Source organism: Proteus sp. fly-1008 (assembly GCF_040140305.1).
GTDB lineage: Bacteria > Pseudomonadota > Gammaproteobacteria > Enterobacterales > Enterobacteriaceae > Proteus > Proteus vulgaris_B.
The window spans coordinates 313,526-337,523 of record NZ_JBEEWH010000002.1; the positions used below are offsets into that span (position 1 = coordinate 313,526).

Annotated in this window: 29 protein-coding genes; 15 read left to right on the forward strand and 14 right to left on the reverse strand. The window is 40.0% G+C overall.

Going from position 1 to position 23,998, the window contains the following annotated elements; all coding sequences use genetic code 11:
• Nucleotides 1-2: 2 nt before the first annotated feature.
• Nucleotides 3-1,271 carry an amidohydrolase gene (locus ABN256_RS05890; RefSeq protein WP_072069755.1) on the forward strand — a complete coding sequence of 423 codons (1,269 nt, stop codon included), beginning with the start codon at nt 3-5 and terminating at the stop codon, nt 1,269-1,271.
• Between the two features lie 153 nt (nt 1,272-1,424).
• Here the strand turns inward: ABN256_RS05890 and sspB are convergent, their stop codons facing one another.
• The 5 genes from sspB to zapE all read right to left on the reverse strand — a co-directional run bounded on the left by sspB (nt 1,425) and on the right by zapE (nt 5,625).
• Nucleotides 1,425-1,934, reverse strand: coding sequence for a ClpXP protease specificity-enhancing factor (gene sspB / locus ABN256_RS05895; protein WP_196554786.1), 510 nt, complete (start codon nt 1,932-1,934; stop codon nt 1,425-1,427).
• A 6-nt stretch (nt 1,935-1,940) separates the two neighbouring features.
• On the reverse strand, nt 1,941-2,582 hold the full coding sequence (sspA, locus tag ABN256_RS05900; RefSeq protein ID WP_023582862.1) for a stringent starvation protein SspA: 642 nt from the start codon (nt 2,580-2,582) through the stop codon (nt 1,941-1,943).
• A 656-nt stretch (nt 2,583-3,238) separates the two neighbouring features.
• Entirely contained in the window at nt 3,239-3,631 is a 393-nt protein-coding gene (gene rpsI / locus ABN256_RS05905) for a 30S ribosomal protein S9 (RefSeq protein ID WP_004245284.1), read from the reverse strand.
• 15 nt (nt 3,632-3,646) lie between these two features.
• On the reverse strand, nt 3,647-4,075 hold the full coding sequence (gene rplM, locus ABN256_RS05910; protein WP_006535327.1) for a 50S ribosomal protein L13: 429 nt from the start codon (nt 4,073-4,075) through the stop codon (nt 3,647-3,649).
• Nucleotides 4,076-4,509: 434 nt separating this feature from the next.
• Nucleotides 4,510-5,625, reverse strand: a complete 1,116-nt coding sequence (gene zapE, locus ABN256_RS05915; RefSeq protein ID WP_349439256.1) for a cell division protein ZapE — start codon at nt 5,623-5,625, stop codon at nt 4,510-4,512.
• 203 nt (nt 5,626-5,828) lie between these two features.
• Here zapE and zapG point away from each other — a divergent pair, with 203 nt between their 5' ends.
• The 3 genes from zapG (at nt 5,829) to degS (ending at nt 9,133) form a co-directional block, all read left to right on the forward strand.
• Nucleotides 5,829-6,233, forward strand: a complete 405-nt coding sequence (gene zapG / locus ABN256_RS05920) for a Z-ring associated protein ZapG (protein WP_109409272.1) — start codon at nt 5,829-5,831, stop codon at nt 6,231-6,233.
• A 230-nt stretch (nt 6,234-6,463) separates the two neighbouring features.
• Nucleotides 6,464-7,855, forward strand: coding sequence for a serine endoprotease DegQ (gene degQ / locus ABN256_RS05925; protein ID WP_166539197.1), 1,392 nt, complete (start codon nt 6,464-6,466; stop codon nt 7,853-7,855).
• A 207-nt stretch (nt 7,856-8,062) separates the two neighbouring features.
• Nucleotides 8,063-9,133, forward strand: coding sequence for an outer membrane-stress sensor serine endopeptidase DegS (gene degS / locus ABN256_RS05930; protein WP_072069761.1), 1,071 nt, complete (start codon nt 8,063-8,065; stop codon nt 9,131-9,133).
• Nucleotides 9,134-9,159: 26 nt separating this feature from the next.
• Here degS and ABN256_RS05935 read toward each other — a convergent pair whose 3' ends face one another.
• The 9 genes from ABN256_RS05935 to mlaF all read right to left on the reverse strand — a co-directional run bounded on the left by ABN256_RS05935 (nt 9,160) and on the right by mlaF (nt 15,552).
• Nucleotides 9,160-9,408, reverse strand: a complete 249-nt coding sequence (locus ABN256_RS05935; RefSeq protein WP_349439257.1) for a CPCC family cysteine-rich protein — start codon at nt 9,406-9,408, stop codon at nt 9,160-9,162.
• Nucleotides 9,409-9,445: 37 nt separating this feature from the next.
• Nucleotides 9,446-10,507, reverse strand: coding sequence for a DUF2157 domain-containing protein (locus tag ABN256_RS05940; protein ID WP_349439258.1), 1,062 nt, complete (start codon nt 10,505-10,507; stop codon nt 9,446-9,448).
• Between the two features lie 195 nt (nt 10,508-10,702).
• Nucleotides 10,703-11,965, reverse strand: a complete 1,263-nt coding sequence (murA, locus tag ABN256_RS05945; protein ID WP_109409265.1) for a UDP-N-acetylglucosamine 1-carboxyvinyltransferase — start codon at nt 11,963-11,965, stop codon at nt 10,703-10,705.
• Nucleotides 11,966-12,013: 48 nt separating this feature from the next.
• Nucleotides 12,014-12,268: a BolA family iron metabolism protein IbaG gene (gene ibaG / locus ABN256_RS05950; protein WP_072069765.1), complete on the reverse strand. Its 255-nt coding sequence runs from the start codon at nt 12,266-12,268 to the stop codon at nt 12,014-12,016.
• A 141-nt stretch (nt 12,269-12,409) separates the two neighbouring features.
• Nucleotides 12,410-12,703, reverse strand: a complete 294-nt coding sequence (gene mlaB / locus ABN256_RS05955) for a lipid asymmetry maintenance protein MlaB (protein ID WP_072069766.1) — start codon at nt 12,701-12,703, stop codon at nt 12,410-12,412.
• A 1-nt stretch (nt 12,704) separates the two neighbouring features.
• Nucleotides 12,705-13,334: a phospholipid-binding protein MlaC gene (gene mlaC / locus ABN256_RS05960; RefSeq protein WP_036933065.1), complete on the reverse strand. Its 630-nt coding sequence runs from the start codon at nt 13,332-13,334 to the stop codon at nt 12,705-12,707.
• Nucleotides 13,335-13,416: 82 nt separating this feature from the next.
• Nucleotides 13,417-13,953 (reverse strand): outer membrane lipid asymmetry maintenance protein MlaD, encoded by a 537-nt coding sequence (gene mlaD, locus ABN256_RS05965; RefSeq protein WP_072069767.1) that lies wholly within the window; start codon nt 13,951-13,953, stop codon nt 13,417-13,419.
• Nucleotides 13,954-13,956: 3 nt separating this feature from the next.
• Nucleotides 13,957-14,736: a lipid asymmetry maintenance ABC transporter permease subunit MlaE gene (gene mlaE / locus ABN256_RS05970; RefSeq protein ID WP_072069768.1), complete on the reverse strand. Its 780-nt coding sequence runs from the start codon at nt 14,734-14,736 to the stop codon at nt 13,957-13,959.
• A gap of 3 nt (nt 14,737-14,739) precedes the next feature.
• Nucleotides 14,740-15,552, reverse strand: coding sequence for a phospholipid ABC transporter ATP-binding protein MlaF (gene mlaF / locus ABN256_RS05975; protein ID WP_072069769.1), 813 nt, complete (start codon nt 15,550-15,552; stop codon nt 14,740-14,742).
• A 243-nt stretch (nt 15,553-15,795) separates the two neighbouring features.
• On the opposite strand from mlaF, the gene ABN256_RS05980 reads away from it, so the two are divergent.
• The 11 genes from ABN256_RS05980 to npr all read left to right on the forward strand — a co-directional run bounded on the left by ABN256_RS05980 (nt 15,796) and on the right by npr (nt 23,867).
• A complete protein-coding gene (locus tag ABN256_RS05980) occupies nt 15,796-16,776 on the forward strand; it encodes a calcium/sodium antiporter (RefSeq protein WP_072069770.1) in 981 nt (326 codons plus the stop codon).
• 18 nt (nt 16,777-16,794) lie between these two features.
• Complete coding sequence (gene kdsD / locus ABN256_RS05985) at nt 16,795-17,769, forward strand: arabinose-5-phosphate isomerase KdsD (RefSeq protein ID WP_109409260.1); 975 nt, start codon at nt 16,795-16,797, stop codon at nt 17,767-17,769.
• A 27-nt stretch (nt 17,770-17,796) separates the two neighbouring features.
• Nucleotides 17,797-18,354 (forward strand): 3-deoxy-manno-octulosonate-8-phosphatase KdsC, encoded by a 558-nt coding sequence (kdsC, locus tag ABN256_RS05990; protein WP_072069772.1) that lies wholly within the window; start codon nt 17,797-17,799, stop codon nt 18,352-18,354.
• Between the two features lie 16 nt (nt 18,355-18,370).
• On the forward strand, nt 18,371-18,949 hold the full coding sequence (lptC, locus tag ABN256_RS05995) for an LPS export ABC transporter periplasmic protein LptC (RefSeq protein WP_072069773.1): 579 nt from the start codon (nt 18,371-18,373) through the stop codon (nt 18,947-18,949).
• Nucleotides 18,930-19,463 carry a lipopolysaccharide ABC transporter substrate-binding protein LptA gene (gene lptA / locus ABN256_RS06000; protein WP_349439259.1) on the forward strand — a complete coding sequence of 178 codons (534 nt, stop codon included), beginning with the start codon at nt 18,930-18,932 and terminating at the stop codon, nt 19,461-19,463. Before lptC ends, lptA begins: the two co-directional genes overlap by 20 nt.
• 6 nt (nt 19,464-19,469) lie before the next feature.
• Nucleotides 19,470-20,195 carry an LPS export ABC transporter ATP-binding protein gene (gene lptB / locus ABN256_RS06005; RefSeq protein ID WP_072069775.1) on the forward strand — a complete coding sequence of 242 codons (726 nt, stop codon included), beginning with the start codon at nt 19,470-19,472 and terminating at the stop codon, nt 20,193-20,195.
• A gap of 59 nt (nt 20,196-20,254) precedes the next feature.
• Nucleotides 20,255-21,736, forward strand: coding sequence for an RNA polymerase factor sigma-54 (gene rpoN, locus ABN256_RS06010; RefSeq protein ID WP_196554791.1), 1,482 nt, complete (start codon nt 20,255-20,257; stop codon nt 21,734-21,736).
• A 23-nt stretch (nt 21,737-21,759) separates the two neighbouring features.
• The gene (gene hpf, locus ABN256_RS06015; RefSeq protein WP_036913954.1) at nt 21,760-22,047 is read left to right on the forward strand and encodes a ribosome hibernation promoting factor; all 288 of its coding nucleotides are present in this window, start codon (nt 21,760-21,762) and stop codon (nt 22,045-22,047) included.
• A gap of 149 nt (nt 22,048-22,196) precedes the next feature.
• Nucleotides 22,197-22,664, forward strand: coding sequence for a PTS IIA-like nitrogen regulatory protein PtsN (gene ptsN / locus ABN256_RS06020; RefSeq protein WP_023582879.1), 468 nt, complete (start codon nt 22,197-22,199; stop codon nt 22,662-22,664).
• Nucleotides 22,665-22,743: 79 nt separating this feature from the next.
• Nucleotides 22,744-23,598, forward strand: coding sequence for an RNase adapter RapZ (gene rapZ / locus ABN256_RS06025; protein ID WP_064718868.1), 855 nt, complete (start codon nt 22,744-22,746; stop codon nt 23,596-23,598).
• The gene (gene npr / locus ABN256_RS06030) at nt 23,595-23,867 is read left to right on the forward strand and encodes a PTS phosphocarrier protein NPr (RefSeq protein ID WP_072069777.1); all 273 of its coding nucleotides are present in this window, start codon (nt 23,595-23,597) and stop codon (nt 23,865-23,867) included. Before rapZ ends, npr begins: the two co-directional genes overlap by 4 nt.
• Nucleotides 23,868-23,998: the final 131 nt, after the last annotated feature.

The following is a 23,998-nucleotide window of genomic DNA, read 5'->3' on the forward strand; positions in this document are numbered from 1 at the left end:
ATATGTCAGCAATTACACTAGAAAAATTAATAAAATGGCGTCGTGAGTTTCACCAATACCCAGAAATTGGTTGGTCAGAATTTTTAACCACAGCGAAAATCGTCAAAGAATTACGTAGCTTAGGTTTAGAAGTTAAAGTTGGCCCAGACGTTATCAATCAAGAGTTTGCTTTTGGCCGCCGTCGTCAAGTTGTTGAAAAAGGCCTAGCGGTTGCAAGAGAGCATAAAGTTGATGAAGCCCTGCTTGATGAAATGAAAGAACTAACAGGTTGTGTGGCTATCTTTGATAGCGGTAAAGCCGGCCCAACCGTAGCTCTGCGTTTTGATATCGACTGTGTGGGTGTTAACGAAGCAACAGAAGCTAAACATCGTCCTCACGCTGAGAACTTTGCTTCTTGCCATGCTGGCGAAATGCACGCTTGTGGTCACGATGGACACATTTCTATCGGTTTAGGTGTTGCTCACTGGTTAGTTGAAAATAAAGATAAAGTTGTTGGTAAAGTTAAAATCTTATTCCAACCAGCTGAAGAAGGTGTTCGTGGTGCTCGTGCGATGGCTGAAAGTGGTATCGCAGATGATGCCGATTACTTCTTAGGTGCGCACTTAGGCTTTATCGCAAATAGTGGTGAAATTGTTATTAACCCAACACATTTCTTATGTACTACTAAATATGACTTCCGTTTTAAAGGTGCGCCATCTCACGCAGGTGCAGAACCAGAATTGGGTCGTAATGCGTTAGCTGGTGCTTGCCACGCAGCAACACAAATGCTGGGTATTTCTCGCCATGGTAAAGGGATGTCACGTATCAACATCGGTGTATTAAAAGCCGGTGAAGGCCGTAATGTCACCCCAGCTAATGCTGAAATGCAAATTGAAGTTCGCGGTGAAAATGAAGAGATCAACAGTTTTATGGCTGCCAATGCAGTACGTATGGCTGAAGGTGCAGCGCATAGCTTCCAGTTAGAAATGGAAAGCGAAATTATGGGTGAAGCCGTTGACCTCACAAATGACCAAGAACTCATTGATGTCATGACCAAAGTCGTTGGTAAACATGCAGAGTTAACCGCAGTTGCCACTCGCCCATTTGGGGGTAGTGAAGATGCGACTGTATTAGCAAAACGCGTACAACGTTGTGGTGGTAAATCACTGTATTTCGTTGTTGGTGCCGATAGAACTGCGGGTCACCACCAAGCAGGCTTTGATTTCGATGAAAAACAATTAATGACCGCGGTTAATCTTTACACTGGCTGTTTAGAAGAACTGCTGAAATAGTTTAGTGATACAATTTAATAAAGCGCTCTATATTACTATAGAGCGCTTTTTTTTGGTGCGACAATCAAAGCACTATGTGCCATCTCGGCTCACCACAAAAAAAAGCCCAGTTTATTTAAACTGGGCTTTCCATTATACAAATAAGATGATCTCTTACTTCACAACACGTAATGACGGGCGGCCTGTTGGGCGAGGTGGCTCAGGATCATCATCCGGTGAAGATGCATCGGTTTCTGCCGTACCATCAGTAACAAGCGATAAGCCTTCATTAACAGGCGTTAAAGTATTTTCTTCACTTTCATCTTCAGCAAACTGTAATGATGCACCAGATTCATAGGCAGGTTCTGGCTCAAACATCATTCCCGCGCCGTTTTCTCTCGCATAAATAGCCATAACAGCAGCCATAGGCACTCGCACTTTACGAGGTATGCCACCAAAACTTGCACTAAATAAAACCTGATACAGCGTTAACTCAAGGTCATCAACAGCACGAGAGGCAATATTTAGTACAATTTGACCATCATGTGCGTATTCCATAGGAACTTGAACACCGACGATATTCACATCAACAACTAAATGTGGTGTTAACTCGTTTTCGACGATCCAGTCATAATACGCACGTAATAAATGCGGACGACGCGGAGACATATCCATGATCTCCATACTTCATTACCCTCTTGAAGGTAAGCGCATTTCACGCTCTGCTTCGGTTAATGAGGCGAGGAAAGAATCACGCTCAAAAACACGTTGCATATAAATTTGTACATCTTTAGCACCAGCACCGCTTAAATCCACGCCTAATACTGGTAAACGCCATAGAAGCGGAGCTAAGTAGCAATCTACTAAGCTGAATTCTTCACTCATAAAGTAAGGATATTCTTTAAACACAGGCGATACAGCCAGTAGCTCTTCAGCTAACTGTTTACGAGCTGCATTGGCTTGTTGTTCTGTTCCTTTCTCAATGGTGTTCATTAAAGAATACCAATCATGCTCGATGCGATGCATCATTAAACGGCTGCTACCACGAGCAACTGGATAAACCGGCATTAAAGGAGGATGAGGGAAGCGCTCATCAAGGTATTCCATGATGATACGTGAATCATACAGAGTCAGCTCACGATCGACCAAAGTCGGTACACTTTGGTAAGGGTTCAGATCGATAAGATCCTGTGGAAGATTACCAGCTTCAACCTGTTCAATTTCAACACTGACACCTTTCTCCGCTAGGACAATTCTGACCTGATGGCTGAAAATATCAGTCGGACCGGAAAACAAAGTCATTACCGAACGTTTGTTGGCAGCGACAGCCATGAAAACCTCCAAGTTAATCAATTAAAGAAATGAATTGGCACGATACCTTTTCCATTTCCCCATTCCTAAAAGACAAGCACACAAACGCAGTTAACTTAAATAAATATCTAAGTTATTAACTACATTGGGTAACTACCTGTATAAAAAGTGTTATCGCGGGATAATCTTATTCTACAGGGTTAAAAACTCACCTGTCTTTGCGGCACATATCATTATCAAGTAATACAAAAATAATCATTCAACAATCATTATTGTCATAATAATTTTGGTATTGCTTTAAAATGAATAACAGACACTATCGTTGATACACCATCGGCAACATTGTGAAATTAGAGTAAGAAAGACACCGAAGCCCGTTATTCTACCAGAATTCATGTTACTTAGGGGGGCTTATGCAAATAATTCAATATAATGTGCCAGATTACTTTAAAAGTAAGATTATAATATCAAAAAACGAATATATATAGATTAAACATCCGAAAAATAGGTTTTTTAATCGTTCAGTTATCTTACATAAAGCCTATTTTCGTGGCCATTGACTCAATACATTAACAAGATTATGTTTTTATTATCAATAAACACAAATTAATCAAAATAAAAAACCCGCCTGTGAAGACGGGTTTTCAACATCAAATTGATATCTAAAAGATAACAAATTAACGTTTAGAGAACTGTGGACGACGACGTGCTTTACGCAGACCCACTTTCTTACGTTCAACAGAACGCGCATCACGGGTAACGAAACCAGCTTTACGCAGATCAGAACGTAGAGTCTCATCATATTCCATCAGTGCACGAGTGATACCGTGACGGATCGCGCCAGCTTGACCAGAGATACCACCACCTTTAACAGTGATGTATAAATCTAATTTACCCAGCATATCAACTAATTCCAGCGGTTGACGAACAACCATACGTGCTGTTTCGCGGCCGAAGTAAACTTCTAGGCTACGTTTGTTGATTACGATATTACCGCTACCTGGCTTAATGAAGACACGTGCGGAAGAACTTTTGCGGCGACCTGTGCCGTAGTATTGATTATCAGCCATTGCCTATTATCCCGATTAAATGTCCAGAACTTGCGGTTGTTGTGCCGCATGGTTGTGCTCAGATCCTGCGTAAACTTTCAGTTTACGATACATCGCACGACCCAGTGGCCCTTTTGGCAGCATGCCTTTTACCGCGATTTCGATTACACGCTCAGGACTACGGGCGATCATCTCTTCGAAAGTCGCTTGTTTGATACCACCTACGTGACCCGTATGACGGTAATAAACTTTGTCAGTACGTTTGTGACCAGTTACGGCTACTTTCTCAGCGTTTAAAACGATGATGTAGTCACCAGTATCAACGTGCGGAGTGTATTCCGCTTTGTGCTTACCGCGTAAACGGCTAGCAATTTCAGTTGCTAAACGGCCTAAAGTTTTGCCGTCTGCATCAACAACATACCAGTCGCGTTTTACGGTTTCTGGTTTAGCTGTAAAAGTTTTCATTATTGAAAATTACCCAATGTTTAGTTACACGTTGGTGAACGCTCGGTTCAAATACTATTGAGGTTCACACGACTCTTGTGTCCAGCAAACCTACCCCTTCGAGTAGCACTGCTGACTCTAAAATGCGAGTTTTTTGGGAAATAAAAAACTTGCTGCAACGTGGGGTCGCAAGATTATAGAGAAGTCAGAAAAAAAAATCGAGTCATAATTGAAAAACAATTGAATTCTTTTTCAATATTTCAGCGAAAAAAACGAATTTAGCACTTTTTTCTGATTTGACTGATAAATTCTTGCTACCTGAAGAGAAGAATTGTTCCTTTCCAGAGCGTTTGTAAGCTGCCTAATGCTTTCTATTTTCATATAAAAAAACATCAAGCAACTTAACCTGCGCCATCCTACCATAATGAAAGATGACTTTCTTCAAGAATTAAACATTAAGCGAGATGAGGTTGCACCAAATATTCTTCACTTTGCATCTCTTGTAGACGAGAAAGACAACGTTGATATTCAAACTGTAAAAAATCACCTTGGTAAATCGCATTCATTTCAACATCGGCATTAATAATCAGTTTCACTCTACGTTCATAAAACTCATCAACTAATGCTAAAAACCGACGAGCAACATCTTCATTTAACGCGTTCATTTGCGTCATTTCATATAATAAAACAGTGTGATAATGCTTAGAAAGTTCGATGTAATCAAGCTGGCTACGTGCTTCTACACATAAAGTTGTAAAATTAACTGCCAGCACACCATTAGCGACTTTTCTGACTTTCATCGGCCGGTGGTTAATGGTTAAAGTAACATCGGCTTGTGGTTCAGTGGTTACTAAGTGAGAAAAAACTCTCTCCATTTCTTGACGGTTTTTATCACTTAATGGTGATAAAAAAAGATGTGCTTGTGTTAACGCTCTTAAACGATAATCAATACCTGCATCGACATTTAAAATGTCGCAATGATGTTTGATTTGTTCTATTGCGGGTAAAAAACGAGAGCGCTGTAATCCGTTGCGATAAAGCTCGTCAGGAGGAATATTCGATGTTGCGACCAGAGTGATCCCTCTAGCAAATAATGCTTCTAGTAACGTACCTAAAATCATGGCATCCGTAATATCAGAAACAAAAAACTCATCAAAACAAAGCACATCTGTTTGTGCTTTAAAGCCATCAGCAATAATTTCTAATGGATCCTCTTGTCCTTGTAAGCTTTTTAGCTCTTCTTGAACACGTAACATAAAACGATGAAAGTGGAGTCGCAACTTTCGCTCTGTTGGTAAACTTTGATAAAACATATCCATAAGCCATGTTTTACCTCGTCCCACTCCACCCCACATATACAAACCACGTTCTGGTGCAACAAGCTGTTTTTTTGTGCGAATTCGCCCGAATAATCGTTGTGTTAACGAATTTTTTTCTGGTGGAGTCTCTTTTAATAATGCATGGTATATCTGTTGAAGATGGAGAACAGTTTTTCGCTGAACATCATCAGGTTGATAATCACCTTGCGTCAATGCGGCTTCATAAAGTGATAATGGCGTACTAACAGTCATGAATGCCCTCTTATCCTTAATTTTCTGACATACTAGGTTGTGTCTGTCGAATGCCCCTATTATAAGCATTAAGAATTGTTTTAACATCAACGTAACACAGGAATTTCATATTAAGCTTAAGGATATTATTCCACCCATGCCTTTTAGCGGTTATGATGTTATAAGAATCCATCGTCCTCACTATTAGATGAAAAGGAGTTGCCATGGTTTGGGTTTATGCACTGATTGGATTAGTTGTAGGTCTTATTATCGGCGCACTTGCAATGCGTTACGGTAACAGCACCCTTCGCCAACAAGATGCTATAAAAGCAGAGTTAGATACAAAAAAAGAAGAACTGGACACTTATCGCAATGAGCTTGTCAGCCACTTTGCTAGAAGCGCTGAACTATTAGATAACATGGCGAGAGATTACCGTCAGCTTTACCAACATATGGCAAAAAGCTCTAATGAGCTCATGCCAGACATGCCTGCTCAAGATAATCCATTTAATTACCGATTAAGTGAATCTGAAGCGGCAAATGATCAATCTCCAATAAAAATGCCACCTCGTGATTACTCCGAAGGAGCATCTGGGTTGTTCAGACCGACCGAGAAAAAAGACAATTAATATTAAAACGCCACATTTATTGTGGCGTTTTTCTTTCTATTAAATACCATAAAATGGTAATTATTTGCTATGGTTTTAAAGATAGCTTTTGTCTTGTAAATCCGTGTAAAAGGAAGCAAAGTGCATCATGTCTTAATGAACTTTCCTTTGTTAGTACAGGTCTTAATGACATCGTGCTCATTTTGAGCAATAAATTTTATTTTGATAACTGTATCAAGAGACTCTAATTCATGTTGACTAAAAAAAGAAAATTATTACTTAGTGCATTAGCAATGAGTGTCGGGCTTTCACTCTCAACTATCCCAGCAACCAGCATGGCTGCATTACCTGCGGTTATGCCATCGGGAGAACAACTCCCAAGCCTTGCACCTATGTTAGAAAAAGTGCTACCAGCCGTTGTCAGTGTGCATGTTTCAGGAACACGAGTACAAAGCCAACAAGTGCCTGAAGAGTTTAAATTTTTCTTTGGTCCTAATTTTCCATCACAACAACAGAGTATTCGCCCTTTTGAAGGCTTAGGCTCAGGCGTCATTATTGATGCACAAAAAGGCTATGTATTAACCAATAATCATGTTGTTGATGGTGCAGATAAAATTCAACTGCAAATTAATGATGGTCGTGAATTTAGCGCCAAATTAATTGGTAGTGATCCACAAACAGATATTGCCTTACTGCAAATTGAAAAACCAACAAATTTAACAGCAATAAAAATGGCAGACTCAGACCAACTACGCGTTGGTGACTTTGCTGTTGCAGTGGGTAACCCATTTGGTTTAGGTCAAACCGCAACATCCGGTATTATTTCTGCATTAGGCCGTAGTGGCTTAAACCTTGAAGGTTTAGAGAACTTTATTCAAACAGATGCTTCTATTAATCGTGGTAACTCTGGTGGCGCATTAGTTAACTTAAATGGTGAGTTAATCGGAATTAACACCGCTATTTTAGCACCGGGGGGCGGCAATATCGGTATCGGCTTTGCTATCCCAAGTAATATGGCACGAGATCTTAGCCAACAACTGATTTCTCATGGCGAAGTTAAACGAGGCATCTTAGGTATTCGTGGTACAGAAATGAATTCTGATCTGGCGAAATCCTTTAATATTGATGCACAACGTGGTGCTTTTGTCAGCGAAGTTTTACCTGATTCATCTGCAGCAAAAGCAGGTATTAAACCGGGTGACGTTTTAATTTCTGTTGATGGAAAACGTATCAATAGTTTTGCAGAGTTACGAGCTAAGGTCGGTACAACACCTCCAGGTAAAGAAATTCTGATTGGCTTAATCCGTCAAGGTAAACCAATGGATGTTAAAGTGACATTAGAGAAACAATCGGCAGATGCAACACGCGCAGATAACTTCTCTCCTGCACTACAAGGTGCCACATTAAGCAACTACTTAAATAAACAAGTCAAAGCTGTTGCTGTGGATTCTGTAGAGAAAGATTCAGCAGCCGCTGCATCTGGTTTACAGAAAGGCGACCTGATTATCGGTATCAATAATACACCAATAGCATCATTAGGCGATTTACGTAAAGCCATTGATGCTAAACCACCTGTTCTTGCATTAAACATACAGCGTGGTAATGATGAAATTTACCTACTGTTACGTAATACACCGCGCTAAGAAGTAAGCTTTAACCTATCTAATTTATTGATTTCCTTAGCCCTGTAATATTGATTATAGGGCTTTTTTTTATGTTAATTTTTGATAAGACTCATTAGCTTAAAAGAGGATATTATGCACTGATCTATGCTTTCATAAGTTAAACTATGCTATTCTCATCACTTCTACGCAAATAATCTCACGGTCAGACATAAATACGGGATTTTTATGTTAACTAAGTTACTGCGATCGACACTGATTGGCCTTTTAACAGCAGCAATTCTTTTGATTGCAGTCCCTTCGATCCGTCCTATTTTTATTGAACACCTAATTAATGGTGATTTTCTTAATGCTCCTTTTAGCTACAACACGGCAGTACGACGTGCAGCACCTGCTGTCGTCAATGTTTATAGCAGTACCATGGGAAGCTTTTCTCAAGAAGGTCGCGAGCTGACCTCTTTAGGTGCGGGCGTTATTATGGATGGGCGAGGTTATATTCTAACAAATCAACATGTTATTAATAATGCTGATCAGATTATTGTTGCATTACAAAATGGTGATCTTTATGAAGGCTTACTTGTTGGTTCTGATCCTTTGACTGATTTAGCCGTTTTAAAAATTGATGCTGATAAGCTTCCGACGATCCCCATTAATAGCAAACGGATCTCACATGTAGGGGATGTTGTACTTGCTATTGGTAACCCTTTTAATATTGGGCAAACCATTACTCAAGGGATAATTAGTGCAACAGGCCGCGTGGGATTAAGTCCAACACGTTACCAAAACTTTCTACAAACAGATGCCTCAATTAATGAAGGCAACTCAGGTGGAGCACTTATTAATACAGAGGGTGAACTGGTGGGTATTAATACCATGACGTTTGACTCAGGAACCTACAATGGGTATCGCCCAAGTGCTGAAGGTCTAGGCTTTGCTATTCCAACTGAACTGGCTGTAAAAATCATGAATAAACTTATTCGTGATGGTCGTGTCATTCGCGGTTTTATCGGTATCACAGCCAAAGAACTACCAAGAATTCGCTCGTCAAATACTGATATTAAACAAATCCAAGGGCTACGTATTTTCCGGATCTCACCAAACAGTCCAGCAGATAAAGCAGGCATAAAAACAGGTGATATTATACTTAGCATCAACCATGCTCCTGCCACTTCTGCCATGGAAATGATGGACTATATTGCAGAGACTCGCCCCGGCACAGTATTACCCGTTACGTTATTACGTGAGGGTAATGAGCTCAATGTTGATGTGACTATTTCTGAATACCAACCAGAATCGTAACTCACATGAAATCTTCCTATTACCAACTAATAGGGAGATTTCATATAAAACGTCGCACTTTGTAAGCAATTTTCTTGAAAGTTTTCTGTATTACGATAATTCTCTAACGTGCTGTGATTACAACCGCTATATTCCCCTTCTTTAGTGCCATCATTTTGCCAACCACAAACTGGGCAGATCTCAAAAAATGCCTCATTTTTATCTTTAAAGACAAAATAATGACAAGCGACACAACTCACTTCAAGAGGAAGGTGACAACTGCGTTTCTCTATCAAAGTAATCTCCTATTACAATAACGAATAAAGTGAAATTTTATTCATTTTTATTCGGTTTACTCGCTAGTGAATTATGTTCAACAGCATGCCAAATTTTTTCCGCTTTTCGTCCAATTAGAATCAATGAAATAGCTAGAATAAAGAAGAAAATAGCACTATGTAAGCTATCCCAGAAATATTCAAAAAAACGAGTGTAAAGATTAATACCTAGGAATGTCAGGCCAAAGCCTCTTAACATGCCATCATCGGTTTTAAGACTGATATAGATACAAATAACGGAAACAACACCAAATAACAGTGCCCAAGGTAACAAATTCGCACTTGAAGTACGATACCAAGTATCAGGATCGTAATTGCCGAAAATAGACATTATCCATAACACAATAAAAAGATAAGTAAGTCCCATTATTTTTGTCATAGTAAATAAACGACGGTGTAACAACACATTCTGTAAGAAATAACAGCCTGCTAATAACACTGCGCCAAAGAGAACAAATCGGATAGGATAGTTCATCCCTAACCAATAAGCGCCCCAACCTGACATATAACCTGTCTCAGCGCCAAACCAATTCCCTAACATCAATAAGAAAAATAACCACACCAATGATGAACGACTGATAAAACCAATCACACCATAAATCACACAACCAATTAAAAAGAGAGGTGCAATATGGCCACTTCCTGTATCCAGTAACTCACCGAGTTGCCAAAGAAAAATAGCGGTAAACATTACACCTAAAAAAAGAATAAATTCGGTACTATAGTGCCATTGTGTTTCTTTTCGCTGACGTTTAAATCCCCAAAGATAAAGTATGCAGGCAATAAGTGCTGGAGATATCACGCGCATAATTTCAGAAACACTAAAAATTCCAATTAGATAATAAACTAATGCGCTGTCACTAAAGATACTGCCAACAGCAATAATCAAGCACACAATCGCTATCCAAAACGCGTAACGACTCAACCTTTTCCAATCAAAAGGGATGCGTTGCAATGTACTTCCTAGTTGCTGATGTTCTTGCTCTGAAATCTCACCAGATTGCCGCCATTTATCAAGCGCTTGGCGAATAAGATATTCTTGTTTCCTTGTTACCTGCATATTTGTTCCTTTCATTCAGCTCATAGCGTTTTTTCTAAAACGGGCCTATTTTTCTTACTGTATCTTGCCACGAAAGAAATACCTTATGAATTATCCTATTCTATTGAGAGTTCTATTGAAATAATGCGCAAAAAAAAACCATAGCACAACAATGCACTATGGTTTTAAATGGTTAAGAAAGATAACTAAAATAGATTAGTCATTAGCGCGTAAACGTTCTATTTTCGCCCCTAATCCTTGTAATTTAGCTTCAATATTTTCATACCCACGATCGATATGATAAATACGATCAACAATAGTGGTGCCTTCAGCGATACAGCCCGCAAGGACTAAACTTGCAGAAGCACGTAAATCCGTAGCCATCACTTGTGCGCCTGAAAGTTTTTCAACACCATGGCATAACACAGTATTACTTTCTATTTCAGCGTGAGCCCCCATGCGAATTAACTCAGGAATGTGCATAAAGCGATTTTCAAAAATGGTTTCTGTGATCATTCCTGCGCCTTCAGCAACTAAGTTTAAAAGGCTAAATTGTGCTTGCATATCAGTTGGGAAACCTGGATGTGGCGCTGTACGTAAGGTTACTGCTTTAGGGCGTTTACCATGCATATCAAGGCTTATCCAATCTTCACCCACTTCTATATCTGCACCCGCTTCACGTAATTTTGCCAACACAGCATCTAATGTATCTGGCTTTGCATTACGACAAACAACGCGACCACGAGAAACAGCAGCAGCAACTAAAAAAGTACCTGTTTCAATACGATCAGGTAGAATTTGATAAGTACCACCACCAAGGCGTTCTACACCTTCGATAGTAATACTGTCTGTACCTGCACCGCTGATTTTGGCGCCTAATGTATTAAGGAAGTTGGCAGTATCTTCAATTTCAGGCTCTCTTGCCGCATTCTCAATGATGGTTTTGCCTTCGGCTAACACTGCTGCAGTCATAATAGTGATAGTGGCGCCCACGCTCACTTTATCCATGACGATATGTGCGCCTTTTAAACGCCCATCAACACGAGCTTTTACATAACCTTCATCAAGAGTGATTTCAGCGCCTAATTGCTCTAAACCAGTAATATGAAGATCAACAGGACGAGCACCAATGGCACAACCACCGGGTAAAGAAACCTGACCTTGACCAAAACGCGCCACCAGCGGACCTAAAGCCCAAATAGAAGCACGCATGGTTTTTACTAATTCGTAAGGAGCGCAAAATTCATTAATGTTACGAGCATCAACGAAAACAGAGCCGTTACGTTCAACATTGGTTCCTAAGCGATTAAGTAATTTAATCGTTGTATCAATATCTTTTAACTTAGGAACATTGGTTAATTCTACTGGCTCTTCGGCAAGGATCGCAGCGAACAGGATTGGCAATGCGGCGTTTTTCGCGCCTGAAATAGTGACCTCACCTGATAAACAGGTTGGTCCTTGTACTCTAAATTTATCCATCTGTAGAACTCTCTTTTTTATTTTGCTGTACGCTGTATACCTACTGAATCAAAGCCCGTTAAGCTTACGATCCCTCTTCCACTCTTCAGGTGTGTAGGCTTTAATAGACAAAGCGTGAATACGGTTATCTGCGATATATTCCATCAAAGGGGCATAAATGGTTTGTTGCTGTTTTACTCTGCTCATTCCCTCAAACATAGCGCCAACAACGACAACTTGAAAATGACTACCATCACCGTTAACGATGACTTCATCTAAAGACAGGCTGCCCATTAATACTTGTTTGATTTCATTTGTATCCATAATTGCTCAATCTCAACGTTAAAATAATAATCAGTCGTCTATCCTAATGGAATCCGCCCTACTCTTAAACCATCAAAAACCCCCTTAATGATAAAAGTATCATGAAGGGGGCGTTTTAATCGCTTTTACTTAAAACCCGTATTAGGCAATATTCATAATTTCATCAAGATCATAGAGAGTAATGAGAGTCTGAAAACGCTCACTCACACCTTGAATAATAAATTGGCGATGTTGTGCTTCCATCTCTGCTTTTAGGTGAACAAAAAGCGCCAATCCTGTTGAATCAATATGACTCAATGCCGAAATATCAATAATATTGATATCTGCTAATAATGCTTTACGTTGTTGCCAAGCAGGTAATAACGTTTCGCGATCTAACGTTCCTTGAAAAAAAAGGATATCGCCCTTTTTTTCCCAATTTAACGAGGATGACATCTTATTTTTTCTCATCCAGTGTGATTGGCGTTTTGGCACTAATTTCTAACTGTTTTGTTAAACCATCGACACCTTTAGAATTTAAAATATCTGACCACTCATTCTGTTTTGTGGTGATCATGCTGACACCTTCCGCAATCATGTCATAAGCCTGCCATTCACCTGTTTTACTATTTTTGCGCCATTGAAAATCAAGACGAACAGGTGGGCGACCATTTTTATCAATAATGGTAACGCGAATAGTGAGGTTTGTTTTATCTGCGAACGGTTTTGCAGGCTCAATACGGTATTCTTGTCCTTCATACATCGCTAATGCTTGACCATATACTTGAGCAAGATACGCTTCAAATGCAGTAAAATATGCATCGCGTTGAGCAGGTGTTGCAGTACGATAATGAGGCCCTAATACTAATGCACCTGCATATTTAATTTGTACATATGGCAATAATTCTTGTTGAACAATTTGGCGTAAAACTTCAGGGTTTTTACGAATTTCAGGCTGTTCATTTTTTAATTTAGTAAACGTCTTTTGTGCGGCATCTTCCATCAATGTGTATGGATTGGTTTTATCTACAGCCATCGCAAAAGGTGTAATGACTAACAGTGCGACCATCAATAAGCGTTTAAACATACTTTCGCTCTCCTAAAAAGGTTTTAATAATAGGATGCTTTACCTAATAAAATGTATAAATACATCCTATAAGAATTAATGATTAAGGTAATGCTGGATGTTCTTCCGTCGAGTCAGATTCAGATTTTGCTGAACCATCACCATCCCCTGTTTTATAAAGGAACTGACCGATAAGATCCTCTAGTACCATTGCTGAATTGGTATTGGTGATCCGTCCTCCGTCTTTGAGCAGAGTAGAATCTAATGCTTCATCATAAAAACCTAAATTCAATGCAAGGAACTGCTCACCTAATAAACCAGATGTACGAATAGACAATGAGCTACTTTCTGGAATGTGGTCATAAAGACTCAAAATATCGAGCGCGACTTCAGGGCGATAGTTCCCTTCATCTTCTTCTTTTAAGGTGATAGAAGAAACACGGCCAATCACCACACCACCAATCTTAACTGGGGAACGTTCTTTTAGCCCGCCAATATTACCGAAGCTGGCATAAACACGATAAGTCGGTTGATTACCCATTTCTTTAATATCAGCCACTTTTAGGCATAAGAAAATCACAGCGGCTAGCGCAATCAGAACAAATAGACCAACCCAAACTTCAATTTTTTTACTTTGCATGACTTAGTTCCCAAACATCAGTGCTGTTAGCACAAAATCTAAACCCAATACGGCTAACGATGAATGAACAACAGTACGTGTTGTTGCTCTGCTAATCCCTTCTGATGTTGGGATTGCGTCATACCCGTTAAAGAGCGCTATCCAAGTGACGGTAATGGCAAAAACGACACTCTTAATAAAGCAATTCACTAAATCTAATCGCCATTCAACGGCACCTTGCATAGATGCCCAGAAAAAGCCTTCATCGATCCCTTTCCAATCCACACCAACAATGGCACCACCCCAAATACCGATGGCAACAAAAATAAGTGAAAGCAATGGCATGCTAATTAAACCGGCCCAAAAACGGGGAGCAACGACTCGCCGTAAAGGATCGACTGCCATCATTTCTAAACTGGAAATTTGTTCTGTGGCTTTCATTAAACCGATTTCCGCTGTTAATGCGGAACCTGCTCGGCCTGCAAATAATAATGCGGTTACCACAGGACCCAATTCTCGTAACAATGAGAGAGCCACCATCATGCCAAGACTGGCTTCAGCACTAAATGTTGTCAGTACAAGATAACCTTGTAATCCCAGCACCATGCCAATAAATAGACCAGACACCATGATAATTAATAAGGATTGAACGCCGACGTTATACAGTTGCTTCATTAAAAGAGGCCACTGTTTACGGAATTCTGGTTTACCGACTAATGCACGAAAGAGCATAATGCCAGCTCTACCGAATGTTGCAAAAATCGCTAACGCTCTAGCGCCAATACGAGCTAATAAATTTACCACGTACTAATTTCCTCGTCCTAATAGGTCGTCCTGATAATCTCCCGCAGGAAAACGGAAAGGTACAGGGCCATCAGCAATTCCATCTAAAAACTGTCTGACTTGCCTATCTGGGTTGTCTTGTAATTCTTTTGCACTACCTTGAGCAATAACTTTTTGCTCCGCTACAATATAAGCGTAATCGGCAATGCTCAACACTTCAGGCACATCATGAGAAACCACAACACACGTCACTCCGAGTGCATGATTTAACTCATCAATCAGCTTAACAAGTACGCCCATAGTGATAGGATCTTGCCCAACAAAAGGTTCATCAAACATAATTAATTCAGGATCAAGCGCAATAGCTCTGGCTAATGCTGCTCTTCGAGCCATACCGCCTGATAATTCAGAAGGCATTAAACTTGCAGCTCCACGTAAACCCACAGCTTCAAGCTTCATCATCACCGTTGTACGTATAAGCGCTTCAGGTAAATTTGTATGCTCTCTTAGCGGAAAGGCTACATTTTCAAATACATTCATGTCGGTAAAAAGGGCACCAGACTGAAAAAGCATACTCATTTTCTTTCTTGCGTGATACAACGCAGAACGTGATAGCGCCGGAATATTATCGCCATCAAACCAAATTTCACCGCTATCAGGAAGAATTTGCCCTCCCATAAGGCGTAATAAAGTTGTTTTACCAATCCCTGAAGGGCCCATAATTGCAGTCACTTTCCCTCTAGGTACAACAAGGTTAATCTCAGAAAAGATCTTCCTACTACCTCGAGTGAAGTTCATATTGCGCACTTCAATTAGATTGTCAGATTGTGCGTTCATGAATAAAACATCCTCAAGCCTGTCTGCATAAACAAATTTTTACGCTATTTTGGCAGGTCATTCGTTATGTTACAAAGAAATCACCACTATTTAGCAAAATAGTGCACGGTTAATTTTACTTTTCGTGCTTGGCTAGTCAAAATATGGTGAATTAGCAAAACCTTTTGACAATATGTTTTTTTATCAGCCCTGTCTTATTGGTTTTTTCTTTCTTTACTTGCTCATTGTCGGAAAACTGATGGCATGTTGATTACTTTGTCTCTTTTAATTTTTGGATTGATGCTACTTGTTTATGCATCAGACCGATTAGTCTATGGTGCGAGCGTTTTTGCGCAATCGTTAAAAATTCCACCCGCCGTTATCGGTATTTTGATTGTAGGCACTGGCACATCATTACCTGAGCTTTTTGTTTCTACCGATGCCTCGGTTCATAATTTACCTGACATTGCTATTGGTACTGCGATTGGTTCTACACTCACTAATCTTCTTCTTATTGCGGGCATTGGGGCGATGATCTACCCCATGAACATACAGTCTGCGGTACTGAAAAAAGAGCTTCCATTGATGATTATCGTCATCATGCTTGTGGGGATTATTTTATCTAGTGGGAACCTAGGGCTTAGAGAAGGTACTTTGCTCTTTTTTATTGGCTTTGCATCTATCTTTCTCATGATAAAAACGATGCATAAAACACTCACACAAGAGCGCCATGTATTACCATTAGAAACCTTAACCCGTTTTGAATTACAGACAAATCCTCGTAATTCAGTTGCTCTTTTCTGGGTCGTTATTGCCTTACTGATTATCCCAGTTGCGACTCAAATGATATTAGATAATGTCTTTATTCTAATGCAACAGTATCATCTTAGTGGTTTTTTTGTTGGTTTAACCTTGCTATCTATTGGAACAAGCCTACCTGAATTAGCAACAACCATTGTTGCAGCGCTAAGACGTGAAAATGAATTAGCTTTAGGAAATATTATAGGTGCTAATATTTTTAACCTAACATTTGTGTTAGGAATGCCAGCATTACTTTCACCAAGTACATTTAATATCAACACATTTTATTTTAGTTTTGCTGTACTTGGGGTGGCTAGTTTATTGTTTTCTATCTTTTCCTTAGGGCGAAAACGACGCCTAAATCGAGGAAAAGGGATATTCTTATTAGTTTGCTTTATTGTTTATATTACGGTGTTGTGCGTTGCACATTCTCTCTTAACCTAAAATAAATGGTACAAAAAAATGACCGAGTTTGATTTTCAGCAAGCGGGCAAAAAAGTCCTTCATATTGAACGTGATGGGTTAGCTGAACTAGAACAATATATCAACGATGATTTTACGCTTGCCTGTGAAAAAATTTTTCACTGCCAAGGTCGAGTGATTGTGATGGGTATGGGTAAATCTGGCCATATTGGGCATAAAATTGCTGCAACATTTGCCAGTACAGGAACACCTTCTTTTTTTGTTCATCCCGGTGAAGCAAGTCATGGCGATTTAGGTATGGTCACAGAAAAAGATATTGTTCTAGCGATTTCAAATTCTGGTGAAGCCAGTGAGATCCTTGCCCTTATTCCGGTTCTGAAACGCAAACAAATAACACTGATTTGTATGACACGCACTCCTCAAAGTACAATGGGGAAAGCGTCTGATATTCATCTTTGTATCAAAGTTCCTAAAGAAGCCTGTCCTTTAGGGCTTGCTCCCACAACAAGTACAACAGCAACATTAGTGATGGGCGATGCACTGGCTATCGCACTTTTACGTGCTCGAGGCTTTACTGCTGAAGATTTTGCCCTTTCTCATCCAGGTGGTGCGTTAGGTCGTAAATTACTCCTTCATGTGAGTGACTTAATGAATAAAGATGCTGATATCCCTCGTGTTACTAAAGACGCGACGTTACGCGAAGCACTTGTTGAGATTACCCGTAAAAAATTAGGTATGACGGTAATCTGCGATGATAGTATGTTAATTAACGGTATCTTTACTGACGGTGACTTACGACGCATATTTGATTTAGGAATTGATCTTAACAATGCCAAAATCTCTGATGTGATGACAAGAGGAGGCATTCGTATTCGCCCTGATTGTTTAGCCGTTGAAGCGCTAAATTTAATGCAAGCAAAACATATCACCTCGCTGTTAGTAACAGAACAAGATAGTGATATTCTGTTAGGTGTTTTACATATGCATGATTTACTACAAGCCGGTGTTGTATAAGCTAGTCATAACGTTCGAAGGATAAAAATGAATACAATGATAGAAACTTGTTATGGTGAAGTAAGCGAGCAAGTCATCAAAAAAGCAGAAAAAATCCAATTGCTGATTTGTGACGTTGATGGTGTGATGTCGGACGGACTCATTTACATGGGCAATAATGGCGAAGAGTTAAAAGCTTTTAATGTCCGTGATGGATATGGTATTCGTTGTTTGCTTACATCAGGTATTGAGGTTGCTATCATTACAGGTCGTCAATCTAAACTGTTAGAAGATCGTGCTAAAACCCTTGGCATTACATATCTTTACCAAGGTCAGCATAATAAGCTTTTGGCGTATCAACAACTGTTAGATACACTAAACCTTAAACATGAACAAACGGCCTATATTGGTGACGACCTAATAGATTTACCTGTAATGGAAAAAGTCGGACTCTCCGTCGCGGTTGCCGATGCGCATCCATTACTCACACCTCGGGCGGACTATGTTACTCGCATTATGGGTGGACGTGGTGCAGTACGAGAATTATGTGATTTAATCCTTTTAGCTCAAGGCCGGCTTGATGAAGCTAAAGGTCTTTCGATTTAACGTATAACGACACAGAATGAATAAATTAAAATCCTGGTTTACCTTAATTCTTGCAATTATCGCCCTTGGGCTAATTGGCTGGAACTATACTAACAACACTGAATTCGGTGATGGTGAAGTTGTTGATGATGGTCAACCAACTTATCAATCTAAATCATCGATATCTTTTGTTTATGAGCCAACAGGTATACTTGGATATAAACTCGTTGCTGATGATGTCAAAAACTATGCTCAGCAAAAGTTTACATGGTTTACTAACCCTGTCTTAACCACTTATTCGCCGGCAGGGGATGCAACATGGACCGTACGCGCCAATAAAGCCAAGCTAACCAACAGTAAAATGCTCTATCTTTATGGCGATGTTCAGATTGATAGCTTAAATGATGATTCTCAATTACAGAGAATAAGCACAGATAATGCTATCGCAAATTTGGATACACAGGATGTTTCCTCTGATGATGAAGTGACTATTATCGGCGTCGGACTGAAATCAGTCGGCTTAAAAATGCGAGGCAATCTGCGCGAGAAACACGCAGAGCTGATTGAAAAGGTAAACACCTATTATGAGATCCCTAATGAATCAAAAAATCCGTAATACACTGATTATCGGTACATTATTAGCAATAAGTGTACCTGCGATGGCGCTTAAAGATGACACGCAACAGCCTATTGTTGTCAATTCAGAAAAACAGTCGCTTGATCTAGAGAAAAACATCACAACATTTACACAAAATGTTGTGATTAAACAAGGATCTATCGATATTCGTGCTGATAAAGTCGTTGTTACACGCCCAGGTGGCGACTCTAAAAAAATCATCATTGAAGCATTCGGTAATCCCGTAACTTTTTATCAGTTACAAGATGATGGCAAACCAATCAAAGGTCGTGGCGATAAAATGACCTATGAAATGGATAAAGAATTAATGACCTTAACGGGTAAAGCCTATCTTGAACAATTAGACAGTAATATCACTGGTGATAAGATCACTTATCTCGTCCCAACTCAGCAAATGGAAGCATTTAGCGGTAAAGGTAAACAAGTTACCACTGTTTTACTGCCTTCCCAGTTGCAAGAGAAAGGTACTGGTGCTAACAACAAAGGTAAGTAACACTTTATGGCGCTGTTAAAAGCTGAAAATTTAGCAAAAGCATACAAAGGACGCACCGTTGTCGGTGATGTTAGCCTGAACGTTAATTCAGGTGAAATTGTAGGCTTACTTGGCCCTAATGGTGCCGGTAAAACAACAACATTCTATATGGTTGTCGGCATTGTCGCTCGTGATGCAGGTAGTATTACTATTGATGATGAAGACATCACTCTGTTACCGTTACATGAACGTGCGCGTAAAGGAATAGGCTATCTACCTCAAGAAGCCTCTATTTTTAGACGGTTAAGCGTTTATGACAACATTATGGGAATTTTAGAAATTCGCCATGATTTAACACCAGAACAACGAAAAGATCGAGCAGAAGAGCTATTAGAAGAGTTCAATGTGAGCCATTTGCGTAACAGCTTAGGGCAATCATTATCAGGGGGTGAACGCCGTCGAGTTGAAATTGCACGCGCGTTAGCCGCAAACCCTAAATTCATTTTATTAGATGAACCTTTTGCTGGTGTTGACCCAATCTCAGTATTGGACATTAAAAAGATCATCCAACATCTACGTGATTATGGATTAGGTGTACTGATTACTGACCATAATGTTCGTGAAACATTAGATGTGTGCGAACGAGCCTATATTGTCAGCCAAGGTCATCTTATTGCTCATGGTTCACCAGAAGAAATTCTTGAAAATGAGCAAGTTAAACGTGTTTACTTAGGTGAAGGCTTCCGCCTGTAATCTTAGATTCACTTTTACTCTGTCATGGATGACAACAGCCAAGGACTCATCGCATCATTATGAAACAAAGTCTGCAACTTCGTCTCAGTCAGCAATTGGCAATGACGCCACAGCTACAACAGGCTATTCGTTTGTTGCAACTTTCGACGCTTGAATTACAACAAGAAATTCAGCAAGCGCTTGAATCCAACCCTCTTCTCGAACAAGACGACGATCAACAAGATCCCGTTTCAGATGATGCCTCTCATACAGAAAATCAATCTGACTCTACAACAGAAACAACAACTGAAAACGAAGTTGAAGAGCTCGATACACTGGATGCTTTAGAACAAAAAGAGATGCCTGACGATCTCCCATTAGATACCCAATGGGAAGAGATCTACACCGCGGGCACACCTTCTGGTACCAGTAATGACTATATGGATGATGAACTCCCACTGTATCAAGGTGAAACAACAGCTTCATTACAAGATTATCTGACATGGCAAGCTGAACTCACTCCGTTTACAGAAACAGACAGAGCCATTGCCATAAGTATTATAGATGCAGTTGATGAAACAGGATATTTAACTGTTACAACAGATGACATCCTGCTTGGAATGGGCGATGATGAGATAGAGCTTGATGAAGTTGAAGCCGTATTAAAACGTATTCAACGCTTTGATCCTATTGGCGTTGCTGCGCGTGATTTAAAAGAGTGTCTTTTGATTCAGCTTTCTGCTTTTTCAACAGATACCCCTTATCTAAAAGAAACACAGTTGGTCATTAGCCAACATTTAGAATTATTAGGTAATCGCGACTTTCGCCAATTGATGCGTCAAACGAAATTACGTGAAGAGACATTAAAATCGGTTATTGAAATAATTCAATCACTTGACCCTAAACCTGGATTAAGTATTGATACAGGCGAGTCAGAGTATGTTATCCCAGATATACTGGTAAAAAAATCAGGTGAACGCTGGCAAGTTGAGTTAAATACAGATAGCATTCCTCGCCTACGCATAAATGAAACCTATGCTGCATTGGGTCAATCGACTCAAAATGAGAGCGACGGAAAATTTATTCGTGACAATTTACAAGAAGCCAAATGGCTGATAAAAAGTTTAGAAAGCCGTAATGAGACATTATTAAAAGTCGCTCATTGCATTGTTGACACACAGCAGGCATTTTTCGAATTGGGTGAAGAGCATATGAAACCCCTTGTGTTAGCGGATATCGCTGAACAGGTTGAAATGCACGAATCCACCATTTCTCGAGTGACAACGCAAAAATTTTTGCATTGCCCAAGAGGAATTTTCGAATTGAAGTATTTTTTCTCTAGCCATGTGAATACTGATAGCGGAGGCGAGGCCTCTTCAACAGCAATCAGGGCTTTAGTGAAGAAACTAATCGCAGCAGAAAATCCAGCGAAACCACTTAGTGATAGTAAACTGGCTGATATGCTCGCAGAACTTGGTATACAAGTTGCTCGACGCACTGTTGCGAAATATAGAGAGTCATTATCCATCCCGCCTTCAAATCAACGCAAAGAGTTGGTTTGAGCATAATTGAGAAGGAAGACACTATGGAACTTCAAATCACTGGTCATAACATTGAATTAACTGATGCTCTGCGTGATACCGTCAAAGCAAAAAGCGCGAAATTACCTCAGTTCTTTGACAAAATTAATAACGTTCAGGTTATCCTGAAAGTCGAGAAAGTGAATAAAATCGCTGAAGCGACCATTCAAGTTAATGGCGGTGAATTACATGCCTCTGCTGAAGCAGAAGATATGTACGCAGCAATTGATGGATTAATGGATAAACTGGCTCGTCAATTAACCAAACACAAAGATAAACTGAGACAACATTAATTCATTTCCCATTACGAAATGGGGATACAATCGGCGAAGTTACTGCGTTGTTTATGACTCGGTTCAAGCCAACGCCTAATCAATATCAGTAACAAAAAACCAGGTGTCACTTTGTGGCATCTGGTTTGCTGGTCTAAGTGAATAAGACAATGAACAACGATACAAAGATGAATATTAGCGACGTACTTTCTCTGGCATGTACACATAATGATGTACATTGCACGAGTAAAAAGCGCGCGTTAGAAATTATCAGTGAAAATGCGGCAAAAGCACTTAATTTACCCGAAACACTGATATTTGAAGCCTTACTGACGCGTGAAAAAGTCGGTACAACAGGGATTGGGGGTGGTTTAGCTATCCCTCATGGACGTATTGAAAGTGATGAAACAGAAAAAGTAGTTGGTGTGTTTCTTCACCTAAGCGAACCTATTGCCTTCGACGCTATTGATAATCAACCTGTCGATTTGTTGTTCGCATTACTCGTTCCTGCAACACAGTGCAAGGAACATTTACACACACTGTCTTTGATTGCAAAACAGTTGGCAGACAAAAACTTATGCCGCCGACTACGCTCCGCACAAAGTGATGAAGAGCTTTATCAGATTATCACAGAATAACCCCTACGGGTTTGTTGGGACGCGAATAGCATACAGTGGAATGATATTCATCACTGGGAAATTATAGGGGAGCTACCTCATGGTGCTGATGATAGTCAGCGGACGCTCTGGTTCAGGTAAGTCAGTCGCTTTGCGTGCGCTTGAAGACATGGGATTTTATTGTGTTGATAACTTGCCTGTTGATCTTTTACCTGAGCTCGCAAAAACACTGGCTGAACGTGATGCTTCTGCTGCCGCAGTCAGTATTGATGTCCGAAATATGCCAGAGTCGCCGGAGATCTTCGAAAAAGCGCTGGAAAGTTTACCCGCTGAATATTCTCCACAACTCTTATTTTTAGACGCAGATAGAAATACTTTAATTCGTCGTTATAGTGATACACGACGCTTGCACCCACTTTCGACCAAAAACCTTTCATTAGAAGTGGCAATTGATACCGAAAGTGATCTGCTTGAGCCATTACGATCACGCGCAGATCTCATCATTGATACGTCAGAAATGTCAGTTCATGAGCTAGCAGAAATGTTACGTACTCGCTTACTAGGTAAGCGTGAGCGTGAATTGACTATGGTCTTTGAATCCTTTGGATTTAAGCATGGTATCCCTATTGATGCAGATTATGTTTTTGATGTGCGTTTCTTACCAAACCCACATTGGGATCCAAAGCTGCGTCCGATGACAGGCCTCGATCGCCCTGTTGCGGCATTTTTAGATAGGCACACCGAAGTTCATAATTTTATTTATCAAACCAGAAGCTATCTTGAACTCTGGTTACCGATGTTAGAAACCAATAACCGTAGCTACTTGACGGTTGCGATTGGTTGTACGGGTGGTAAACACCGTTCTGTTTATGTTGCAGAACAACTTGCCGACTATTTCCGTTCCAGAGGGAAAAACGTACAATCACGACACAGAACACTAGAAAAACGTAAATGACCCAATACCGACAAGTTGCGATAAAAAATCGACTCGGCATGCATGCAAGGCCGGCGATGAAGTTGTTTGATTTAGTGAAAACATTTCAATCAACAGTAATTTTACGCAATAGCGAAGGGGTTGAAGCGCAAGCTGATAGTGTGATTGCTATGCTGATGTTAGATTCAGAGCAAGGCAGTCAAATTGATATAGAAGTGACAGGTTGTGACGAAAATGAAGCTATTGATGCTATTATTGCATTATTTGAATCTGGGTTTGATGAAGAATAATCGTAATAGAAAACAATAGATTAGCATTTCTTAACTAAATAACCCGAAAGAGACTGTGATCATGGTCTCTTTCTTTTTTATACAGAACCGCCTATTATCACTTATATGAGTTTAACAACACCCCCACCTTC